Here is a 22,943-nt window from a genome sequence, read left to right on the forward strand (position 1 = left end):
TGTGAGACAAATTTGGTTTTCTGTCGTCTTTTTAGTTCTCGGATTCATTTTTGCATTTTCTTATAAAACGCTAGGCATTAACAATCAGCAAGATAATTATCAACCGCTCGCGTATTTGCGAGAAGAACAGTACCGTGAAGAACTGTTGCGTTTGCAAGAACGCAATAAAGAATTATATGAAGAGTTAGATGAAAAAATGCGTGAAGTGATGGATATTGAACATTCGTTTATGCATGAGGAAGATCGTCATACGAAACTGATTGAAGAAGCGGAACAATTACGTTTGCTCTTAGGGTTAGTACCTGCTCACGGAGAGGGTGTGAAGGTGACATTAAAAGATGCCGACTACGATCCGCTCACTCAAAATCCGAACGATTACATCGTGCATGAAAGCCATGTACTCCGCGTCGTGAATGAATTGAAGATTGCAGGAGCAGAAGGCATTGCAATTAACGGTCAGCGGCTGACGTCAAATTCTTCCATTAAATGTACAGGTCCTGTCATTACAGTGGATGGCAAAACGTTCCCAGAACCTTTTGTCATTGAAGCGGTCGGTTCGCAAGAAGTACTACAATCTTCACTGCAATTGCGCGGAGGTGTGCTCGATTCACTCGAACAAGACCATATCGTCGTATTAGTTGAAGAAAAAGAGGTTATATTACCAGCATTGAGGGAAGGATAGTGATGAAAATAAAATCAAAAGTGAGCATCGCCCTCATGCTCGTCGTGTCGCTCGTTGGTTTTATGTTAGCTGTTCAATACAATTCATTAAATCACCAACCAGCTGAGCGAGATACACGAGATATTTGGGCGATTCGCAATGAAATCGCAGAGCAAAAACAAGCGCAATCAGAATTATTGAAAGAAATAAGAGATATGGATCACACACTTTACACGTATGAACGTGCGAAGTCGGAAGATCCGGAAATGGCTTTAATTGAAACGGTAGATGATTTAAAAAAACGGGCTGGTTTTACATCACTGACAGGCCCTGGAATTGAAATTGAAATTCAACCATCGCCAGAAAGTATCGCGCTAGGTTTGCCAATTGAAACAATACCAGCCGATTTGTTGACTCGCTTCATCAATGATGTGAATCGTATGAGTGGCTTAATTATCGAAATCGATTCAAAACGCTATACGATTTTAAGTGCAATTCGAGATATTAATGGTGTGACGACAGTGAATGGTTTGAATGTAAAGAACCCACCCTTTACAATAAAGATTGTAACGGAAACATTTGAGGATAGTGAGAAAGTTTATAATTACTTACTTGCTTCTCCATTACACGATGATTTTTACATTGATAATCTCATAATTGATATTCATGAACCGAGTGAGCAAATCGAATTGAATGGTTGGACGGAGCGGGTCGACATGATGTACTTACAACAACTGCCGAAGGGGGACAATTAAATGTGGCTACCATTGCTCGGTTTACTCATTGGTATTTCTCTCGGATTGTTGTCTGACCTTCAAATCCCATCTGTGTACAGCAACTATTTATCGATTGCCGTATTGGCAGCATTAGATACTTTATTTGGAGGAATACGTGCACATTTGCAACAAGTGTACGATGATAAAATATTTATATCTGGTTTCTTCTTCAATATTATACTCGCAGCGAGCTTAGCCTTTCTCGGCGTGCATCTTGGAGTCGATTTATACTTGGCAGCCGTGTTCGCATTCGGAGTACGTCTGTTCCAAAATATCGCGATTATCCGTCGGATTTTATTGACGAAATGGTCCGAGCGAGCTGAGGAAAAGAAACGAGGAGAGATAGAGGAGAGTCAGGATGTTGAAAAACTTTAGACAATGTAAGAAAAATGCAATAGAATATAGTATGCAATCATTTGCAGGAGGTGTGAACAATGGATGAATCAGAATATTATGTAGCGCTTGATATCGGGTCCTCGACAGTGAAGTTACTCGTCGGAAAAGTGGCGGACGACACGGTGCATGTCATCGGTGTGACGGAAGTTGCTTCGAAAGGCATTCGCAAAGGGACGATTATCGATATAGAAGCGACAGTAAAATCTATTAAGCAAGTAATTGAAGAGGCCGAACGAATGATGAATGTGAAAGTATCTGAAGTCGTTCTCGGAATACCTGCAAATGACGTACAGTTCCAAAAAGCGAAAGGCGTCGTCGCGATCAATAATGAAAATCGCGAAATTACCGACGATGAATTGCATCGCGTATTAGATTCAGCACAACTCATGTCTGTTTCTCCAGAACGCGAAGTGTTGAATATCGTTCCGAAACAATTTATCGTAGATGACTACGATGAAATTAAAGACCCGCGCGGTATGCTCGGCATTCGTTTAGAGTTAGAAGGAACTTTAATTACAACGTCTAAAACTTTACTTCATAACATTTTACGTTGTGTCGATAAAGCGGGCGTACAAGTGCGTGAAATTTATTTACAATCATTAGCAGCCGGTACGTTCGCCTTAACTGAAGATGAAAAAAATCATGGAGTCGCCTATGTTGATATTGGCGGAGGGATTACGACAGTTACCGTCTTTAAAGATAACCATATCGTCGGTAGTTCAGTCATTCCAGTCGGTGGAGACAATATGACGAAAGATTTATCCATCATTTTAAAAACGTCGACAGAAGAAGCGAAGAAAATTAAATACCACTACGGTCACGCGTATGTGGAAGATGCTTTGGATGACTGGATTGAAGTACCTGTAATCGATCAAGATAAACATGAAAATATTAGTCAGAAATATATTGCTGAAATTTTAAGCGCTCGTATGGAGGAGCTATTCGATTTAATTATCGATGAATTGTATAATATGAATGTAACAGACTTACCAGGGGGTATTATTTTAACGGGCGGTGCTACAAAAGTGGAAGGTATTTTACACTTAGCACGCGACGTCTTCCAATTGCGTGTCCGTCTACATGCTCCACCATATATTGGAGTACGCGATCCGAAATATACGACAGCGGTAGGACTCATTCAATACGCGGCGAAAGACGACCAGTTTTATAACCGTTCTTATGTGCCGGCACAAGAAATGAAACAACCACAACAAAAGCAAGAAGCACCGTCTGATTTTTATGAAGACGAAGAGTTTTACGATTACGATGATGATTATGAATATGAGCAAGACAAGAAAGAAAAAAAGGAAGGTTTGTTTAGCAAGACAAAGAAGCTATTTAACAATTTCTTTGATTGATTACGTAGGTAATATTTAGGAGGAGAGACGATGCTTGAATTTGATATGAATGACGAAGCGTTAGCAGTCATTAAAGTAATTGGAGTTGGCGGTGGAGGTAACAATGCCGTCAATCGTATGATTGAACATGGAGTACGAGGAGTAGACTTTATCGCAGTAAACACGGATGCTCAGGCATTAAATTTATCATCTGCAGATATTAAACTTCAAATAGGCGGGAAGTTGACGAGAGGATTAGGAGCAGGGGCAAATCCAGAAGTCGGAAAAAAGGCAGCGGAAGAAAGTAAAGAGCAAATTGAAGAAGCATTGCAAGGGGCGGATATGGTCTTCGTCACAGCAGGAATGGGTGGAGGAACTGGAACAGGTGCAGCACCAGTCATCGCTCAAATCGCGAAAGACCTCGGAGCTTTAACAGTTGGCGTCGTGACGCGTCCGTTCATGTTTGAAGGAAAAAAACGTGCGACACAAGCGGCGGGCGGAATCGCAGCGATGAAAGATGCTGTCGATACACTCATCGTCATTCCGAACGATAAATTGCTTGAAATTGTCGATCGCAATACGCCGATGCTTGAAGCATTTAAAGAAGCAGATAACGTACTTCGTCAAGGGGTTCAAGGGATTTCAGACTTAATCGCAGTCCCAGGACTTATCAACTTAGACTTCGCTGACGTGAAAACGATCATGAGCGACAAAGGGTCAGCACTGATGGGAATCGGTATGGCAACAGGTGAGAACCGTGCGACAGAAGCGGCGAAAAAAGCGATCTCAAGCCCACTTTTAGAAACGTCAATCGACGGAGCACGCGGTGTGTTAATGAACATTACAGGTGGCTCGAACTTAGGGCTTTATGAAGTACAAGAAGCAGCGGATATCGTAGCAGCAGCGAGCGATCAAGAAGTGAACTTAATTTTCGGTTCGGTCATTAATGAAGAGTTAAAAGAAGAAATCATTGTGACAGTCATTGCGACAGATTTCAATAAAGATCGTGAAGTGAAGATGCCACAAACGTCACAATCGACATATGCACAGCCTAAAAAAATGTCAGAACCTAGCGCGCCTTCACAACCACAACAATCTGCACCGGTGCACCATGAAGAACCGAAAAAACAAGAAACAGAAAAAACGGAAGACATGTTAGACATTCCACCATTTTTACGCAACCGCAATCGCCGTCGATAATGTTTAACATGTGTACGAAAAATGGAGAAAAGTAGTGATGTAGCATGAATCAAATTGACAAACGAAAACGTGAGATTGAAGAGCGTATTGCAACAGCTTGTGAGCGAGCTGGACGTGAACGTTCATCCGTTCAAGTAATCGCTGTAACGAAGTCGATTTCAACAGAGCGAACGGAAGACGTCGTCCGAGCAGGGTATACTCAACTCGGTGAAAACCGTCCTGAAGGATTGATGGAAAAAGGAGCGCATTTCTTAAAGGGAGCTGTCGATTGGCACTTCATAGGGAATGTGCAAAGTCGCAGAGTGAAAGATATTATTCCACATGCTCAAGTCATTCACTCTTTGCAAACCTTATCTGTCGCAAAGCAAATCGAAAGTCGCGCAGAGCAAGTAATCGATTGCTTCGTGCAAGTGAATGCATCTGAAGAAGATTCAAAATCTGGTCTTGCGGTGGATGAAGTACGACCATTTATTGAACAACTTCAAAGCTTTGAACATTTACGTGTCGTAGGTTTAATGACGATGGCTCCACTTACAGAAGATGAAGCGATCATTCGCCAAACTTTTCGTACATTAGCGACATTACAGCGAGAGATTGAAGCTTTACAACTTGAACATGCACCTTGCCACTTTTTGTCGATGGGAATGTCAAATGATTTCGAGATTGCGATAGAAGAAGGAGCAACTCACATACGAATCGGTACAGCATTAGTCGGTTCAGAAAGCGAGGGATCATTATGAGTTTAAAGCAAAAGATTGAGAAATGGTTCTATTTAGAAGATGAAGAAGAGTATGAAGAAGTGAAACAACCGACAGCGCGTGAACATATTCAAGCGGTACAAGAGCGTCCAGTCGAGCAAGCGAGGCAAAAAGTGACGAAGCCAACACAAAAAAATCAACAGTCAAAACAGCAAAAGCCGAATCTTGTCAGCATTGAAAGTGCGAAGAAGACAGCGGAAGTGTATTTAACAGAGCCACGTGTGTATGCGGAAGCGCAAGAGATTGCCGACCAATTACTTCAGAAAAAAGCAGTCATTGTAAACTTGCAAAAAATCGATCGTGACCAAGCGTTACGCATTGTAGATTTTTTAAGTGGTACCGTATATTCGTTGAACGGAGACATTCAACGCGTCGGCACAGACATTTTCTTATGTACACCTGAAAATGTGGAAGTCGGCGGAGAAATTACAGATTATCTAGAATGGTAAATTGAGGTGGCAACATGCAAACAATAGCCAATATCGTAGGTTTGGCTTTTCAAATTTATTTTTTCCTCATTATCATTTACGTGTTAATGAGTTGGATTCCAGGACTTAGAGAATCATCATTTGGAGAATTAGTCGAAAAATTAGTCGAGCCGTATTTAGGCGTGTTTCGCTCGATTATCCCTCCACTCGGAATGATTGATTTTTCGCCGATTATCGCATTATTTGCGCTGAGATTTATTGAATCCGGGATTTATATAGTCCTCAATTGGATTAACGGAATGCTCTAGCGCATAAAGGAGAAAAACGATGGAACAGTTGTTGCAACACTTTAGAGAGAGTGAAAAGGCATTTGTAGAAGAGTGTCATCATTGGGCGAATGAAGTAGATGAGCAGTACATCCCGAAGTTAACGTCTTTTTTAAATCCACGAGAGCGCTATATTTTGAAGACCATTGTTGCGCAACACGGTTTGCTTTATGCAAGTGAAGGTGGTTTTGAAGGGGCGGAAAATAAACGAGTACTCATTTATCCGAGCTATCATGAACCGACAGTCGAAGATTTTGACATTGTCGTCTTCGAGCTTCGTTATCCTACGAAATTCGTCCAATTAACTCATCGGGAAGTGTATGGGGCACTCATGAATAGCGGGATTGATCCGACGCGATTCGGCGATATCGTCTTTCAAGGAGAGCGTGTTCAACTAGCTGTCGCATCAGATTTACAGACATTTTTCAAATTGAACTTTACGGAAGTTGGTCGCACTAAAGTATTATTGGAACAGGTAGAAAAACCGTATTTCGTGAGTCAACGCACGTTGGAAGAACGATTAATTTTCGTTTCTTCTTTGCGATTGGATGCGATTGTTTCTGAAGTGGCAAATATCTCAAGGCAACGCGCTTCGAAATTGATTCAGGGTGAAAAAGTGAAATTGAATTGGACTGTGACGACGAGCAATGCTCAAACGGTACAGTTAGAAGATATGATTTCGATTCGGCAGCATGGAAGATTTTATATTTTACGTTTAGAAGGCACGACGAAGAAAGACAATATACGTCTTGTCGTTGGCAAGCTTACCGGTTGAACAAAAAATAAGAGGCGGTGAAGGAACATGGCATTAACTCCACTAGACATACATAATAAGGCATTTAGCAAAGCGTTTAGAGGGTATGATGAAGATGAAGTGAACGAGTTTTTAGAACAAGTGATGCGCGACTATGAGGCGGTTATTGAAGAGAATAAACAATTGAAAAAACAATTGAATGATCAAGGTGAACGTGTGTCGCATTTCAGCACACTAGAAGAAACATTACAACGCTCGATTATCGTAGCGCAAGAGGCGGCAGAAGATGTACGTCATAACGCGACACAAGAAGCAAAACTCATCGTGAAAGAAGCAGAAAAAAATGCAGATCGTATCATTAATGATGCACTTGCAAAATCACGTGCAATTACGATTGAGATTGGCGATTTACAAAAGCAATCGAAAGTGTTTCGCAACCGTTTACGCTTGCTCGTAGAAGCGCAACTTGAAATGCTTCGTACCGAAGATTGGGATGCGCTTTTAACCGATGACCCGATCGCTGATGAAGAAATTTTAGAAGCGTTTGAAGAAAAGTCAGAAGTGGAAGAATAAATTCGAACAATCATTGTGTAAATGAAATCGTTTATGATATAATCGACGATATTCAATAGATGAATAAAAAGCGAAGATAGAGCGAGTAATTGAATGATTTAGTGCCTAGCGAGTTAAGGATAGTGAAAGCTTAACGACTAAAATTCAATGAAAATCACTCTGGAGTTAAGTAGTTCGAATCGATTAGACTACTTCGTAGACGCTGCGTTAAAGCGACTGAAGCGGTACGTCTTTTTAATCGACGTGCAATTAGGGTGGTAACGCGATACACTTCGTCCCTTCCATAAGGGGCGGAGTTTTTTATTTTCAAAAAAGGAGAGAGTTAATGTGGAATATAAAGATACGTTATTAATGCCAAAAACAGCGTTTCCGATGCGTGGTAATTTACCGAATCGTGAACCAGAAATGCAAGCGAAGTGGGAAGAATTAAATATTTATCAGCTCGTTCAAGAGCGCACGAAAGATCGTCCGATGTTCGTTTTACACGACGGACCACCATTTGCAAACGGTGACCTCCATATGGGACACGCGTTGAACCGTGTATTGAAAGATATGATCGTGCGTCATAAATCAATGACAGGATATAACGCGCCATTCGTTCCCGGATGGGATACACACGGTTTACCAATCGAGCAAGTCCTTTCAAACAAAGGGGTAAAACGTAAAGAAATGTCGATCGTTGAATATCGTCAAATGTGTGAAGATTATGCTTACACGCAAATCGATAAACAACGTACGCAATCGAAGCGTCTCGGCGTTCGTGGCGATTGGGAAAACCCATACATTACGTTAAAGCCAGAATTCGAATCACATCAAATTAAAGTATTCGGTAAAATGGCAGAAAAAGGCTATATTTACAAAGGATTAAAACCAGTTTACTGGTCACCTTCAAGTGAATCCGCGCTCGCTGAAGCGGAAATTGAATACCAAGATAAGCGCTCACCATCGATCTACGTTAGCTTCCCAGTAAAAGATGGAAAAGGTGTGCTCGATACAGATGTGAACTTCCTCATTTGGACGACGACACCTTGGACAATTCCAGCGAACCTCGGAATTTCAGTACATCCTGATTTCGATTACGTAGTCGTACAAGCGAATGACAAAAAATTCGTCATCGCAAAAGATTTAGTCGAAACTGTTGCGACAGAAATCGGTTGGGAATCGTATGAAATCGTTCAAGAGATGAAAGGGGCAGACCTCGATCGTCTCGTTGCGACGCATCCATTGTATGAACGTGACTCACTCATCATGAACGGAGACCACGTAACAGCAGATGGCGGTACAGGTTGTGTTCATACTGCACCTGGACACGGGGAAGATGACTACTACATCGGTCAAAGCTACGGTTTAGACGTTCTGTCACCAGTTGACGGACGCGGTGTGATGACGGAAGAAGCACCGATGTTTGAAGGATTATTTTACGAAGATGCGAACAAAGCCGTCACTGAAAAATTAACAGAAGTTGGCGCTTTAGAGCATATGAACTTCATCACGCACTCGTACCCACACGACTGGCGTACGAAAAAGCCGGTCATGTACCGTGCGACACCACAATGGTTCGCTTCAATCGACAAATTCCGTGACGAATTGTTACAAGCGATTCGCGACACGAAATTCACACCGGCATGGGGAGAAACACGCCTTTACAACATGGTTCGTGACCGTGGAGATTGGGTCATTTCACGTCAACGTGCGTGGGGTGTGCCACTTCCGATTTTCTATGCAGAAAACGGGGAAGCGATCATCACGCCAGAAACGATCGACCACGTATCGAACTTGTTCCGCGAACACGGTTCAAATGTTTGGTTCGAGCGTGAAGCGAAAGATTTATTGCCAGAAGGCTTTACACATCCAGGTAGCCCGAACGGTGAGTTCACGAAAGAGACGGACATTATGGACGTTTGGTTCGACTCAGGTTCTTCTCACCAAGGAGTGCTCGTCGAACGTGACGATCTTCAATACCCTGCAGACCTTTACTTAGAAGGCTCTGACCAATATCGTGGATGGTTTAACTCATCGCTTACGACAAGTGTTGCGATTAACGGCATCGCTCCGTATAAAGGCATTTTAAGCCACGGATTTACACTTGATGGCGAAGGCCGCAAAATGAGCAAATCACTCGGTAATACGATTGATCCTGTGAAAGTAATGAATCAAATGGGTGCGGACATTTTACGTTTATGGACATCATCTGTCGACTATACAGCGGACGTGCGCGTCAGTGATTCAAACTTTAAACAAGTGTCTGAAGTGTACCGTAAAATCCGTAACACATTCCGCTTCTTACACGGAAACGTTGCGGATTACAATCCAGAAACAGATCGCGTTGCATATGAAAACTTGAGCCCGATTGACCAATATATGCTTGTGCGTTTAAACGAAGTCATTCAGTCGGTTCGTACGGCGTATGAGCGTTATGAATTTGCGACAGTGTATCACGAAGTGAACAACTTCTGTACAGGTGACTTAAGCTCGTTCTATTTAGATTTAGCGAAAGATATCGTCTACATCGAACGTGAAGACGACCCAGCACGTCGTGCGATGCAGACAGTGATGTATGACACACTCGTCACACTCGTTCAACTATTAGCGCCAATCTTGCCACATACGACAGACGAAATGTGGGCACACTTAACGTATGAAAACAAAAAAGCGGTGAGCGTTCAATTGACAGATATGCCAGAAGCAGAAGATTTTGGCGATGCAGGTAAAGCACTACTCGAACGTTTTAGCCAATTGCTCGACGTGCGTGATGACGTCTTAAAAGCGTTAGAAGAAGCGCGTAATGCGAAAGTGATCGGAAAATCACTCGAAGCGAAAGCGACGATTGCTTTACCGGAAGAACTCGCACCGTTATTCAAAGCGACAGATCTCGACTTCGCTCAATTTTTCATCGTCTCTGATTTCGAACTCGTCGCATGGGATGCGCTAGACCAAGCGTATGATGTAGCGAAAGTTCAAATTACAGCAGCAGAAGGCGAAAAATGTGCACGTTGTTGGTCCGTGCGTCAAGATGTCGGCACAGATGCTAAGCATCCAGAAATTTGTGGACGTTGTGCCGAAGTTGTCTCAACTCTCGCTTAATCGATTTTATTTTGAAAGACAAGTTGAAGAATAGCTCCTTCAGCTTGTCTTTTTTGATTCAAACTATGGTACACTAACTGACGATACTGTTACGTTCGGAGGGTATGAAATGCGCACAATTGCATATTATGTTATTGCTTTAATCGTCATCATTGCCGATCAATGGTCGAAACGACTCGTCGTACAACAGATGGAAATCGGCGAACGAATCGAAGTTATTCCAGGTTACGTTTCGATTTTATCGCATCGAAATAGCGGTGCAGCTTGGGGCATGTTAGAAGGAAAAATGGCATTTTTTTACGTCGTCACCATTTTTGTCGTTGGCGGATTACTGTATTATTTCTATAAAGAAGCGAAACACGACACATTATTATCAGTAGCGATTATGTTGTTAGTCGGAGGAGCGATTGGAAACTTTATCGACCGCGTCTTGTACCAACATGTCGTCGATTTTATTAGTGTGTGGATTCCCGTCATCGATTACAATTTCCCGATATTTAATATTGCGGATGCCGCTTTGACGATCGGTGTTATTTTATTAATCATTCATATGGTATTCGAAGAGAAACTGAAAAGTAAGGTGAAATCATGAGAACAGAACGCATTATCATTACAGAAGACCAAAAGAAACAACGTCTCGATAAAATTATCCCGGCACTTTTTCCAGAATGGTCACGCACTCAAGTGCAAGATTGGATAAAAGAAGGGCATATCGTCGTAAACGATGTCGCTGTGAAAACGAATTATAAAGTAAGTGAAGACGATGTCGTCATCATTACGGAGCCAGAAGCGGTTCCACTCGATGTCGTCGCAGAAGATTTAAACTTAGAGATCGTCTACGAAGATGAGCATATTGCGGTCGTCAACAAGCCGCGTGGCATGGTCGTTCATCCGTCAGCAGGGCATTATTCAGGAACGCTCGTCAACGGGCTCATGTATGCCATTCATGATTTATCAGGCATTAACGGCGTGCTTCGTCCAGGAATCGTCCACCGCCTCGATAAAGATACGTCGGGTTTGCTCGTCGTCGCAAAACACGACGAAGCGCACGTCAACCTCGTCAATCAACTCGTCGAACGTACGGTGAAGCGTCAATACGTCGCCCTCGTTCACGGACATATTCCGCATCCGAAAGGAACGATTGAAGCACCGATTGGACGTGACACGCGCGATCGTCAAAAAATGACGGTTATCGGAACAGGGAAAGAAGCGACAACCCATTTCACCGTGTTAGAACATATTGGCAATCATTATACTCTCGTTCAATGTGAGCTTGTCACAGGACGCACGCACCAAATTCGTGTCCACATGCAGTACATCGGGTATCCGCTCGTCGGAGATCCAAAATACGGACAGAAAAAAACAATCGACTTCGGCGGACAAGTGTTACATGCCCAAACGCTCGGTTTAACGCATCCGATGACAGGCGAATATATGGAATGGACAGCACCACTTCCAGCAGATTATGAACAATTGCTGACAGAGTTACGCGAATCATAATTTGTTATTGACATATAACGAAAGTTCGCTATACTAGAGTAAGCAAATTAAATAAGAGCACCTTTAAGAACAGTCCAGAGAGGCTGGGAAGGTAAACGTCATACTGTAGAGGGATTACTCTACTCTATTTCACTACGCATTTTTATGCCCTTTCCGAGGTTTTTCTTGGAGAGGGCTTTTATTTTGGAACAAAAAGGAGGGTTCTTCATGACAGAAAAAGCGGTCATTTTGGACGAACAAGCGATTGAACGTGCGTTGACGCGCATCGCTCATGAAATTATCGAACGCAATAAAGGGGTCGACCGTTGCATTCTCGTCGGCATTAAAACGAGAGGTGCATTTCTCGCGAAGCGCTTGAGCGAACGCATCGAAACGATTGAACAAGAACAAGTGGCGATAGGAGAACTCGACATCACCTTATATCGCGACGATCTTCAGAAAAAAACAGTCGACGGCGAACCGTCTGTCAACGAAGTGAATATCGAACAAAATGTGGAGGACAAAATCGTCATTTTAGTCGATGATGTGTTATTTACAGGACGTACAGTGCGCGCAGCGATGGACGCGATCATGGATATCGGCAGGCCGAGCGCCATTCAACTTGCTGTACTTGTCGACCGAGGTCATCGAGAATTGCCGATTCGACCAGACTTTATCGGGAAGAACATTCCGACGTCGAGCGATGAGCGGGTCGTCGTAAAATTACAAGAAGAAGATGGCGAAAATAGCGTCGTCATTCATAAGTGAGGTGCCCTATGGCGGAAAAAGCAGTGTTAGACATTCAAGATAAGCCCGATCCACTACGTTGGATTGTGCTCAGTTTACAACATATGTTTGCAATGTTCGGTGCGACGATTTTAGTGCCGACACTCGTCGGATTAAGCCCAGCGATGGCTTTGCTTACGAGCGGTATCGCAACATTCATTTTCGTCATCGTGACGCGCTTCCAAGTACCTGCTTACTTAGGTTCAAGCTTCGCCTTTATCGCACCGATCATTATGATTCGGGAAGGTGGCGGTACGGACGGGGACATTATGATCGGCATCATCGCTGTATCATTTATCTATTCCATCATTTCGCTCATCATTTGGAAGACGGGGCACCGTTGGATCATGCGTCTGTTACCGCCGATTGTCGTCGGGCCGGTCATCGTCGTTATCGGACTCGGGCTTGCGCCGACAGCGATCGACATGGCGAGCATGATTCCTGTATTCGATGAACTCGGCAATCAAATCGGTTCAGAATACAGTTTGAAACATTTAACAGCAGCGGGAGTTACACTTTTAACAGCGGTCATCGTCCTCATGTTTTTCAAAGGGCTCATTAGTTTAATGCCTGTCATCGTCGGTATCGTCGTCGGGTACATTTACTCGCTCGCGATTGGCATCGTCGATTTCGACCCAGTATTACAAGCGAAAGTATTCGCTATGCCAGAATTTATTTTCCCGGTCATTCATTACGATGTGAACATTTCACTCATGGCATTATCGCTCATGATTCCGGTCGTGCTTGTTACAGTGTCTGAACATATCGGACATCAGCTCGTCTTAGGGCGCGTCGTCAATCGCAACTATATCGAAAACCCAGGACTTCATCGATCATTGCTTGGGGATGGTCTTGGAACACTTATTAGTGGTTTGATGGGCGGACCGCCAAAAACGACGTACGGTGAAAACATCGGAGTGCTCGCGATGACGCGTGTGTACAGTGTGTACGTCATTTTAGGAGCGGCGACATTCGCGATTATCTTCGCCTTTTTAGGAAAAGTGATGGCGTTGATCGGAACGATTCCGACAGCTGTCCTCGGTGGAGTATCAATCTTACTTTTCGGTATGATTGCAGCGTCTGGTTTACGCATGCTCGTCGAACATCAAATCGATTTCGACAGCCAACGTAACTTAGTTATCGCATCCGTCATTCTCGTCATCGGAATCGGTGGCGCAACATTGAAATTTATCGTCCCGGTATTAAACGTTCCGTTTGAACTTGGAGGAATGGCACTCGCGGCAATCGTCGGGGTATTGCTCAACTTAATTTTGCCAGGACGACCGAAAGAATTAATAGAAGAATAACCTTTTTAATTTCGTTCAGAGAGACGGAGAAAGGGATTTGCATGATAGCCTATTTGAAGTAGGTGTAGTTTCGTATGCAAAAGAACCTTTTCCTGATATAGCGAAAAGGTTCTTTTTTCATATATGAACCGCATGGACGGCGGGGATCGCTCGGTTAAAAAAGTGTGAGTACTTTGTTCCCGAGAATATTAGGTTCACTAATAGTTCAAAATATCGTACAACAAAGGAGACGACTACGATGGAACATATCGTCAATATGAAAAGTTTAACGACAGAAGAAATGATGAAAATTATCGAACTCGCACGTGAAATGAAGGCGGACGGCATTCGCAAATTAGATCGCACGTATTATGTGAGCAATTTATTTTTCGAGCCGAGCACGCGCACGAAATCGAGTTTCGAAATGGCTGAACGTCGCTTAGGAATGGAAGTGATTCCATTTGCTCCTGAATCTTCGAGCACATTGAAGGGAGAATCGTTGTACGATACGGTGAAAACATTTGAAGCGATCGGACTCGACCTTGTCGTCATTCGCCACCCGCGTGATAAATATTACGAACAACTCGTCGACCACATGGACATTCCGCTCATTAACGGGGGAGATGGATCTGGTCAACATCCGACACAATCATTACTCGATATTTTCACAATCTACGAACATTTCGGTCAATTTGAAGGATTAAATGTTACAATTGCAGGAGACATCTCTCACAGTCGCGTCGCAAAATCGAATGCCGAATCGCTCAAGCGACTAGGTGCGAACGTCACATTCGTCTGCCCAGAAGAATGGGCGGGAGAATTCGACTATACGACAGACTTAGATGCTCAAATTGAAAATTGCGACGTTCTCATGTTGTTACGCGTTCAACACGAGCGCCATGACGGAGAAGGACTTGCGTTTTCAAAATGGGAATATCATCGCCAGTTCGGCTTAACCCTAGAGCGAGCGGAGCGTTTGCAAAAGCATGCGATCATTATGCATCCAGCTCCTGTCAATCGCGGAGTTGAAATTGCAGATGAACTCATTGAAAGTCCGCAGTCGAAAATTTTAACACAAGTGGAAAACGGCGTGTACGTACGCGCTGCTATTATAAAGTTACTACTTAAAGGGAGGAACGAATAATGAGCTTACTTATTCAAAATGTCAACGTATTAAATGGAAACAATGAATTAATTGAAACGGATGTATTCGTGGGAAATGGAGTCGTTGAGGCGATCGGAAAAGACTTACGAGTCGAAGCAGACCGCACAGTAGATGGTGGAGGAAAATTACTATCTCCTGGATTTATCGACATTCACGTTCACTTACGCGAACCAGGTGGCGAGCATAAAGAAACGATTGAAACAGGAACGCATGCAGCAGCAAAAGGCGGTTTCACGACAGTATGTGCGATGCCAAATACACGTCCTGTGCCAGACACGAAAGAAAATTTAACACTCGTCAATGAATTAATTGAAAAGAACGCTCGCATTCGTGTACTCCCTTACGCATCGATTACGATTCGTGAAGCAGGAAAAGAATTAACGAACTTTAAAGACTTAAAAGAACACGGTGCATTCGCATTTACAGACGATGGCGTCGGCGTACAATCCGCAGGGATGATGTATGAGGCGATGCAACAAGCGGCTGAACTCGACATGGCTGTTGTCGCACACTGTGAAGATAACTCCCTCATCTATGGCGGAGCGATGCACGAAGGCGATAAGAGTAAAGAGATGGGCATTAAAGGAATTCCATCGATTTGTGAAGCGGTGCAAATTGCGCGTGACGTCTTACTCGCAGAAGCAGCAGGTGCACATTATCACGTTTGTCACGTCAGCACGAAAGAATCGGTGCGCGCGATTCGCGAAGCGAAAGCAGCGGGCATTCACGTAACAGCAGAAGTGACACCACACCATTTACTGTTAATCGATGAAGACATTCCAGGAGACGACGCAAACTGGAAAATGAACCCACCACTTCGCGGACAAGAAGACTTAGAAGCGTTACTCGAAGGATTGGAAGACGGTACGATCGACTTTATCGCAACAGACCATGCGCCGCATACAGATGAAGAGAAAGCAGTCGGATTCGCAACAGCCCCGTTCGGCATTACAGGATTTGAAACAGCATTCCCATTACTTTATACGAAACACGTACAGTCAGGACGTTGGACGACACAACAACTCGTCGACTGGTTGACGAAAAAGCCAGCAGACGTATTCAACTTACCGTACGGACGTTTAGAAGTAGGCGGCGTTGCAGACTTAACATTAATCGACTTAGAACAAGAACGAGCAATCGATAAAACAACATTCGTTTCAAAAGGGAAAAATACACCGTTCAACGGTTGGAACTGTGCAGGATGGCCAGTGATGACTGTATTCGAAGGTGAAGTTGTTTGGGAGGAGAACTAATATGACAACACGTTATTTAATTTTAGAAGACGGTACAATTTTTGAAGGTCGCGCATTCGGTTCAAACGAAGCGTCAGTCGGTCACGTCGTATTTGCGACAGGAATGACAGGTTACCAAGAGACGATTTCAAACCCATCATCAGCAGGGCAGATGATCGTCATGACGTATCCAGCAATCGGAAACTACGGCATTAACCGCGACGACTACGAGTCGATCGAACCGGCATTAAACGGTTTAATCGCTCGCGAATATTGCGACGAGCCTTCAAACTTCCGCAGTGGCATGTCACTCGGGAAATTGCTCGAATTAAAAGGCATTCCAGGCATCGACGAAATTGATACACGTCATTTAACACTCCATTTACGCGACAACGGCACGTTGCGCGGCATGATTACAGAAGCGGGTGCGACACTCGATGAAGCGAAAGCTCTCGCAACATTGAAAGAGTACGAAGCGCCGACGAACTTAGTCGCAAGCGTATCGACACAAAAAGCATACCCGAGCCCAGGCTTAGGTGAACGTGTCGTCTTAATCGACTACGGTATGAAGCACGGCATTTTACGTGAATTAAATAAACGCGACTGCGACGTCATCGTTGTGCCGTATGACACAGATGTTGAAACGATCGCATCATTATTCCCAGACGGTATTTTATTATCGAACGGTCCAGGAAATCCAGAACATTTACAACAACAAATTGAAACGATTCAATCATTGCTCGGGAAATATCCGATTTTCGGAATCGGTCTCGGTCATCAATTACTCGCGCTCGCAACAGGAGCAAAAGTACAAAAGATGAAACACGGTCGCTACGGCAGCAACCACCCAGTGAAAAACTTAAAAACGAATCGTACAGAATTAACATCACAATGTCACGGATACGAAATCGTACGAGAGTCACTCGAAGGTACAGGTATGGAAGTGACGCATGTGGCATTAAACGATGAATCGGTCCAAGGGATCGCAGATGAATCACGTCATGCGTTTTCAGTACAATTCCACCCAGAAGGATCACCAGGTCCAATCGATGCAGTTGAATTGTTCGACGATTTTATACAAGCAATTAAAGCGGTAAGAAGAAAGGGGTCTCACAATGCCTAAACGTACAGATATTGAAACTATTTTAGTAATCGGATCAGGTCCAATCGTCATCGGTCAAGCAGCAGAGTTTGACTATGCAGGAACACAAGCATGTGTTTCATTGAAAGAAGAAGGATATAAAGTCATTTTAATCAACTCAAACCCAGCGACAATTATGACGGATACCGAAATTGCTGACAAAGTATACATCGAGCCAATCACGCTCGAATTCGTCAGCCGTATCATTCGTAAAGAGCGTCCAGATGCGCTTCTCCCAACACTCGGTGGACAGACGGGATTAAACATGGCGATTGAACTTGAAGAATCAGGGATTTTAAAAGAGTTAAATGTCGAAATTTTAGGTACGAAATTAGACGCGATTCACCAAGCGGAAGACCGCGATTTATTCCGGACATTAATGAATGACTTAGGCGAACCAGTTCCTGAAAGTGACATTATTCATAATATGGAAGAAGCGCGTAATTTCGTTGACCGTATCGGTTACCCCGTGATCGTTCGTCCTGCTTTCACACTCGGTGGAACAGGTGGCGGAATTTGTTACAACGATGATGATTTGGAAGAATTCGTGACGAGTGGATTAAAATATAGCCCTGTGACGCAATGTTTACTTGAAAAATCAATCGCTGGATTTAAAGAGATTGAATACGAAGTGATGCGTGACTCAGCGGACAACGCGATTGTCGTATGTAATATGGAAAACGTAGATGCCGTTGGTATTCATACAGGAGACTCGATCGTAGCGGCACCGAGCCAAACGATGACAGACCGTGAATATCAAATGCTTCGCAATGTCTCGTTAAAAATTATTCGCGCACTCGGTATTGAAGGTGGATGTAACGTCCAAATGGCGCTTGACCCGAACAGCTTCGACTACTACATTATCGAAGTGAACCCACGTGTTTCACGTTCATCTGCACTCGCTTCAAAAGCGACAGGTTACCCGATTGCGAAACTCGCAGCGAAAATTGCGGTCGGCTTAACATTGGATGAAATGTTGAACCCGGTAACAGGAACGACGTATGCATGTTTCGAACCAGCACTCGACTATGTCGTGACAAAAATTCCACGTTGGCCATTCGATAAATTCGAATCAGCGAAACGTAACTTAGGTACACAAATGAAAGCGACGGGCGAAGTAATGGCAATCGGTCGCACATTTGAAGAATCGATTTTAAAAGCGGTCCGTTCACTCGAAACAGGTCAATTCGACTTATCACTTGAAGGTGGAGACGAAATGACAGATGAGTGGATTGAAAAACGTATTCGTCGCGCAGGAGATGAGCGTCTCTTCTTCATCGGAGAAGCGTTGCGCCGCGGCGTATCGATTGAAACACTTCATGAGTGGAGCATGATCGACTTACACTTTTTACGCAAATTCGAAAACATCGTGAAATTTGAAGAAGTGGCAAAAGCCAATCCATTCGATGAAAAAATTGCATACGAAGCAAAACGTATGGGATACTCTGACGTTGCACTCGCGAAATATTGGAATACAGACGAGCGCACAGTATACAACTGGCGTAAAGAACGCAACATGTTCCCAGTTTACAAAAAGGTCGACACATGTGCGGGAGAATATGAATCAAAAACACCATACTTCTACGGAACGTATGAAAAACATAATGAATCGCTCAAATCCGACAAGAAGAGCATCGTCGTACTCGGTTCAGGTCCAATCCGTATCGGACAAGGGGTTGAATTCGACTATGCGACAGTTCACTCAGTATGGGCGATTCAACAAGCAGGTTACGAAGCAATCATCGTCAACAACAACCCTGAAACGGTATCGACAGACTTCTCGATTTCTGACAAGTTATACTTCGAACCGTTAACAGTAGAAGACGTGATGCACATTATCGAACTCGAACAACCAGAAGGAGTCGTCGTGCAATTCGGTGGTCAAACAGCGATCAACCTCGCAGCTGAATTGGAAGCGCGCGGCGTGAAAATTATCGGGACAGCCCTTGAAGATATCGACCGTGCAGAAAATCGTGACAAATTCGAAGCAGCCCTTCGCGAAATCGGTATCCCACAACCGCTCGGTAAAACGGCGATGAGTGTACCGGAAGCTGTCGAAATCGCACGCGAAATCGGCTATCCTGTACTCGTTCGTCCGTCATACGTACTCGGAGGGCGCGCGATGGAAATCGTCTACGAAGAACCGGAATTATTGCATTACATGAAACACGCTGTAAAAGCGAGCCCAGAACACCCAGTATTGATCGACCGTTACTTAACAGGAACGGAAATTGAAGTTGATGCGATTTGTGACGGAGAGAATGTCCTAATCCCAGGAGTTATGGAACATATTGAACGTGCGGGTGTTCACTCAGGTGACTCGATCGCCGTATATCCTCCACAAAACTTGTCCGCATCGATGATTGAAACAATCGCAGACTATACGACACGTCTTGCACTCGGTTTAAAAATTCGCGGCTTGTTGAACATTCAGTTCGTCATTAGCGAAAAACAAGTATACGTCATCGAAGTGAACCCACGTTCAAGCCGTACCGTACCGTTCTTAAGTAAAATTACGAACATTCCGATGGCGAACGTAGCGACGAAAGCGATTCTCGGTGAATCAATTGTAGAACAAGGATACCCGACAGGCCTTGCGACACCACCAGCAGGCGTATACGTAAAAGTCCCAGTGTTCTCATTCGCAAAACTTCGCCGTGTCGACATTACACTCGGCCCTGAAATGAAATCGACTGGGGAAGTCATGGGGAAAGATACGACAGTCGAAAAAGCTCTTTACAAAGGGCTCGTCGCAAGCGGTATGGAAATTAAAGAATACGGTTCAGTCTTAATGACCGTTTCAGATAAAGATAAGCAAGAAATGTTAGGACTTGCACGTCGCTTCAAAAACATCGGTTACCACATTTTAGCGACAGCAGGAACGGCAGAAGTGTTGAAAGCAGAAGGAATTGACGTAGAAATCGTCAACAAAATTGGCGAAGAAGGACGCACATTGCTCGACGTCATTCAAAACGGTGAAGCGCAACTCGTCATTAACACATTGACGAAAGGAAAACAGCCAGAGCGCGACGGCTTCCGCATTCGTCGTGAATCGGTTGAAAACGGCGTACCTTGCTTAACGTCAATCGATACAGCAGATGCAACATTGCGCGTCATCGAATCGATGACATTCGAAACGGAGCCAATGCCAAAACAGGAGGAAGCGTAATGATTATTCAAGATCGTATGGAAATTGTCGAACATAAACAGATCGCACGTGCGATTTTTGAGTTGACATTGCGCGGCAAATTGACAGGGGAAATTACTTCCCCTGGACAATTCGTCCACGTTCGTGTGTCAGATTCACTCGATCCATTGCTTCGCCGCCCGATTTCAATCGCGAAAGTAGATCGCGACAAGCAAGAAATCACATTGCTTTACCGTGCGGATGGACACGGAACAGGCGTATTATCGAAACGCATCACTGGCGATACGGTAGACGTTCTCGGACCACTCGGAAACGGCTTCCCAATCGAAGCGACAGAAGCAGGAGAGACCGCTTATTTAATCGGAGGCGGAATCGGTGTGCCACCGCTTTATGAGCTATCGCGTCAATTGACAGCGAAAGGCGTAAAATGCGTCCACATTCTCGGATTTGAATCAGAAGATGTCGTCTTCTATCAAGAACAATTCGAATCACTCGGTGATACGCATATCGCAACAGTCGATGGAACGGAAGGGACGAAAGGTTTCGTCACACATGTGATGGACAATCTCCCGACGGACTTTGCGACATTTTACACATGTGGCCCGATGCCGATGTTAAAAGCGGTGCAACAAGCATATGCGGATAAAAAAGGTTACGTTTCATTCGAAGAAAGAATGGGTTGCGGAATCGGAGCTTGTTTCGCATGTGTATGTGAAACGAAAGACCAGTCCGAACGAAGCTATGTAAAAATTTGTTCAGATGGACCAGTATTTGAAGCGGGGGTTGTATCGATATGAGTCGTTTAGCGATGGAATTGCCAGGATTACAATTAAAAAACCCAATCATGCCAGCATCGGGATGTTTCGGTTTCGGTAAAGAATTCGGAGGCTTGTATGACTTATCTCAGCTCGGCGCGATCATGATTAAAGCGACGACGGAAGAAACGCGTTACGGCAACCCGACCCCACGCGTAGCGGAAACAGCATCCGGTATGTTGAACGCGATCGGTCTTCAAAACCCAGGGCTTGAAAAAGTGATGGCGGAAGAATTACCATGGTTAGAGCGTTACGACGTGCCGATTATCGCGAACGTAGCAGGAAGCGAAACAGCGGATTATGTAGCAGTAGCGAAAGCTATTTCAACAGCGCCGAACGTTCACGCATTAGAATTAAACATTTCATGCCCAAACGTCAAATGCGGAGGCATTCAATTCGGAACAGACCCTGACACAGCACGTGAATTGACAGCGGCAGTGAAAGCAGTATCATCTGTTCCTGTGTATGTGAAATTATCGCCGAACGTGACGAGCATCGTCGACATGGCGAAAGCGGTAGAAGCGGGGGGCGCAGATGGGATTACGATGATCAACACGTTAATCGGGATGCGTCTCGATGCGAAAACAGGACGTCCCATCATCGCGAACCGAACAGGCGGCCTCTCAGGTCCAGCGGTGAAGCCTGTCGCAATCCGCATGGTGGCGGAAGTGAGTCAAGCGACGAACTTACCGATCATCGGAATGGGCGGAGTGACGAACGCGCAAGACGTCGTCGACTTTTTAAGTGTCGGTGCGAGCGCAGTCGCAGTCGGAACAGCGAACTTCGTCGATCCATTCGTCTGCCCGAACATCATTAACAGTTTAGAAGAAAAACTCGACGAACTTGGTGTCGACCACATTTCAGAATTGATTGGAAGGAGCCACCGACTATGACGGACTCACCATTTATCGCCCTCGATTTCCCGACAGGAGAAGAAGCGTTACGCTTTTTACAACCGTTCGAAGGAAAAGCGAATGTCAAAGTAGGGATGGAACTTTTTTATAAAGAAGGACCCGCAATTTTACGTGAATTAAAAGCGCGAGGATACGGCATTTTTCTCGATTTAAAATTGCATGATATTCCGAACACTGTAAAATCTGCGATGAAAATTTTAGCGCAGTATGAAGTTGAACTTGTCAACGTTCACGCTGCAGGTGGTGTGCGCATGATGGAAGCGGCTCTCGAAGGGTTAGAAGAAGGAACACCCGCGGGGAAGACGCGTCCACGCATTATCGCAGTAACGCAACTAACATCGACGGATGAAGCGAGCATGCGAGCGGATCAACTCATTGAACAGTCGCTCGAACAATCGGTCGTCCACTATGCGAAAAAAGCGCAAGAAGCAGGATTGGACGGCGTCGTCTGTTCAGTGCTCGAAGCGAAAATGATCGAAGAAGCGTGCGGCAAAGACTTTTTAAAAGTGACGCCAGGCATCCGTATGGCAAGCGGTGAAACGCACGACCAAAAGCGTGTCGCGACACCACAATTCGCACGCGAAAACGGTTCGACACATATCGTCGTCGGCCGTGCGATTACACAAGCGGCTGATGCGGTGAAAGCACATGCTGAAGTGAATGCATTATGGAAGGGGCAGTAAC

22 protein-coding genes and 1 other annotated feature are annotated in these 22,943 nt (G+C 44.4%); all 22 genes read left to right on the top strand.

Going from position 1 to position 22,943, the window contains the following annotated elements:
- Position 1 precedes the first annotated feature (1 nt).
- The 22 genes from IRY55_RS00715 to pyrF all read left to right on the top strand — a co-directional run bounded on the left by IRY55_RS00715 (position 2) and on the right by pyrF (position 22,942).
- Positions 2 to 682, top strand: coding sequence for a DUF881 domain-containing protein (locus IRY55_RS00715; RefSeq protein ID WP_328799590.1), 681 nt, complete (start codon positions 2 to 4; stop codon positions 680 to 682).
- A gap of 2 nt (positions 683 to 684) precedes the next feature.
- The gene (locus IRY55_RS00720) at positions 685 to 1,416 is read left to right on the top strand and encodes a DUF881 domain-containing protein (RefSeq protein WP_235960995.1); all 732 of its coding nucleotides are present in this window, start codon (positions 685 to 687) and stop codon (positions 1,414 to 1,416) included.
- Positions 1,417 to 1,812 carry a small basic family protein gene (locus IRY55_RS00725; protein WP_194561342.1) on the top strand — a complete coding sequence of 132 codons (396 nt, stop codon included), beginning with the start codon at positions 1,417 to 1,419 and terminating at the stop codon, positions 1,810 to 1,812.
- A gap of 59 nt (positions 1,813 to 1,871) precedes the next feature.
- Positions 1,872 to 3,191: a cell division protein FtsA gene (gene ftsA, locus IRY55_RS00730; RefSeq protein WP_194561343.1), complete on the top strand. Its 1,320-nt coding sequence runs from the start codon at positions 1,872 to 1,874 to the stop codon at positions 3,189 to 3,191.
- A 30-nt stretch (positions 3,192 to 3,221) separates the two neighbouring features.
- Positions 3,222 to 4,370: a cell division protein FtsZ gene (gene ftsZ / locus IRY55_RS00735; protein WP_194561344.1), complete on the top strand. Its 1,149-nt coding sequence runs from the start codon at positions 3,222 to 3,224 to the stop codon at positions 4,368 to 4,370.
- A gap of 44 nt (positions 4,371 to 4,414) precedes the next feature.
- Positions 4,415 to 5,110, top strand: a complete 696-nt coding sequence (locus IRY55_RS00740; protein ID WP_194561345.1) for a YggS family pyridoxal phosphate-dependent enzyme — start codon at positions 4,415 to 4,417, stop codon at positions 5,108 to 5,110.
- Positions 5,107 to 5,577: a cell division protein SepF gene (locus IRY55_RS00745; protein WP_194561346.1), complete on the top strand. Its 471-nt coding sequence runs from the start codon at positions 5,107 to 5,109 to the stop codon at positions 5,575 to 5,577. The genes IRY55_RS00740 and IRY55_RS00745 overlap by 4 nt, the downstream gene beginning before the upstream one ends.
- Before the next feature lie 14 nt (positions 5,578 to 5,591).
- The gene (locus IRY55_RS00750; RefSeq protein ID WP_194561347.1) at positions 5,592 to 5,864 is read left to right on the top strand and encodes a YggT family protein; all 273 of its coding nucleotides are present in this window, start codon (positions 5,592 to 5,594) and stop codon (positions 5,862 to 5,864) included.
- 19 nt (positions 5,865 to 5,883) lie between these two features.
- On the top strand, positions 5,884 to 6,657 hold the full coding sequence (locus tag IRY55_RS00755) for a YlmH family RNA-binding protein (protein WP_194561348.1): 774 nt from the start codon (positions 5,884 to 5,886) through the stop codon (positions 6,655 to 6,657).
- A 27-nt stretch (positions 6,658 to 6,684) separates the two neighbouring features.
- Positions 6,685 to 7,209, top strand: coding sequence for a DivIVA domain-containing protein (locus IRY55_RS00760; RefSeq protein ID WP_194561349.1), 525 nt, complete (start codon positions 6,685 to 6,687; stop codon positions 7,207 to 7,209).
- Between the two features lie 64 nt (positions 7,210 to 7,273).
- Positions 7,274 to 7,492 (top strand) — a binding site (T-box leader).
- A 44-nt stretch (positions 7,493 to 7,536) separates the two neighbouring features.
- Positions 7,537 to 10,293 carry an isoleucine--tRNA ligase gene (gene ileS, locus IRY55_RS00765; RefSeq protein ID WP_194561350.1) on the top strand — a complete coding sequence of 919 codons (2,757 nt, stop codon included), beginning with the start codon at positions 7,537 to 7,539 and terminating at the stop codon, positions 10,291 to 10,293.
- A 109-nt stretch (positions 10,294 to 10,402) separates the two neighbouring features.
- On the top strand, positions 10,403 to 10,885 hold the full coding sequence (gene lspA / locus IRY55_RS00770; RefSeq protein ID WP_194561351.1) for a signal peptidase II: 483 nt from the start codon (positions 10,403 to 10,405) through the stop codon (positions 10,883 to 10,885).
- The gene (locus IRY55_RS00775) at positions 10,882 to 11,793 is read left to right on the top strand and encodes an RluA family pseudouridine synthase (RefSeq protein ID WP_194561352.1); all 912 of its coding nucleotides are present in this window, start codon (positions 10,882 to 10,884) and stop codon (positions 11,791 to 11,793) included. Before lspA ends, IRY55_RS00775 begins: the two co-directional genes overlap by 4 nt.
- Before the next feature lie 207 nt (positions 11,794 to 12,000).
- Positions 12,001 to 12,540 (top strand): bifunctional pyr operon transcriptional regulator/uracil phosphoribosyltransferase PyrR, encoded by a 540-nt coding sequence (gene pyrR / locus IRY55_RS00780; protein ID WP_194561353.1) that lies wholly within the window; start codon positions 12,001 to 12,003, stop codon positions 12,538 to 12,540.
- An 8-nt stretch (positions 12,541 to 12,548) separates the two neighbouring features.
- Entirely contained in the window at positions 12,549 to 13,865 is a 1,317-nt protein-coding gene (locus tag IRY55_RS00785) for a uracil-xanthine permease family protein (protein WP_194561354.1), read from the top strand.
- Positions 13,866 to 14,103: 238 nt separating this feature from the next.
- Positions 14,104 to 14,988 carry an aspartate carbamoyltransferase catalytic subunit gene (locus tag IRY55_RS00790; RefSeq protein WP_194561355.1) on the top strand — a complete coding sequence of 295 codons (885 nt, stop codon included), beginning with the start codon at positions 14,104 to 14,106 and terminating at the stop codon, positions 14,986 to 14,988.
- Positions 14,988 to 16,262, top strand: a complete 1,275-nt coding sequence (locus IRY55_RS00795; protein ID WP_194561356.1) for a dihydroorotase — start codon at positions 14,988 to 14,990, stop codon at positions 16,260 to 16,262. The genes IRY55_RS00790 and IRY55_RS00795 overlap by 1 nt, the downstream gene beginning before the upstream one ends.
- A gap of 1 nt (position 16,263) precedes the next feature.
- Entirely contained in the window at positions 16,264 to 17,364 is a 1,101-nt protein-coding gene (locus IRY55_RS00800; RefSeq protein ID WP_194561357.1) for a carbamoyl phosphate synthase small subunit, read from the top strand.
- The gene (gene carB, locus IRY55_RS00805; protein ID WP_194561358.1) at positions 17,357 to 20,551 is read left to right on the top strand and encodes a carbamoyl-phosphate synthase large subunit; all 3,195 of its coding nucleotides are present in this window, start codon (positions 17,357 to 17,359) and stop codon (positions 20,549 to 20,551) included. The genes IRY55_RS00800 and carB overlap by 8 nt, the downstream gene beginning before the upstream one ends.
- Positions 20,551 to 21,327, top strand: a complete 777-nt coding sequence (locus IRY55_RS00810) for a dihydroorotate dehydrogenase electron transfer subunit (RefSeq protein WP_194561359.1) — start codon at positions 20,551 to 20,553, stop codon at positions 21,325 to 21,327. Before carB ends, IRY55_RS00810 begins: the two co-directional genes overlap by 1 nt.
- Positions 21,324 to 22,238, top strand: a complete 915-nt coding sequence (locus IRY55_RS00815; protein WP_194561360.1) for a dihydroorotate dehydrogenase — start codon at positions 21,324 to 21,326, stop codon at positions 22,236 to 22,238. Before IRY55_RS00810 ends, IRY55_RS00815 begins: the two co-directional genes overlap by 4 nt.
- Positions 22,235 to 22,942 carry an orotidine-5'-phosphate decarboxylase gene (pyrF, locus tag IRY55_RS00820; protein WP_194561361.1) on the top strand — a complete coding sequence of 236 codons (708 nt, stop codon included), beginning with the start codon at positions 22,235 to 22,237 and terminating at the stop codon, positions 22,940 to 22,942. The genes IRY55_RS00815 and pyrF overlap by 4 nt, the downstream gene beginning before the upstream one ends.
- Position 22,943 lies beyond the last annotated feature (1 nt).

Origin of the sequence: Savagea serpentis (genome assembly GCF_015351395.1) — a bacterium.
GTDB classification, from domain to species: Bacteria; Bacillota; Bacilli; order Bacillales_A; family Planococcaceae; genus Savagea; species Savagea serpentis.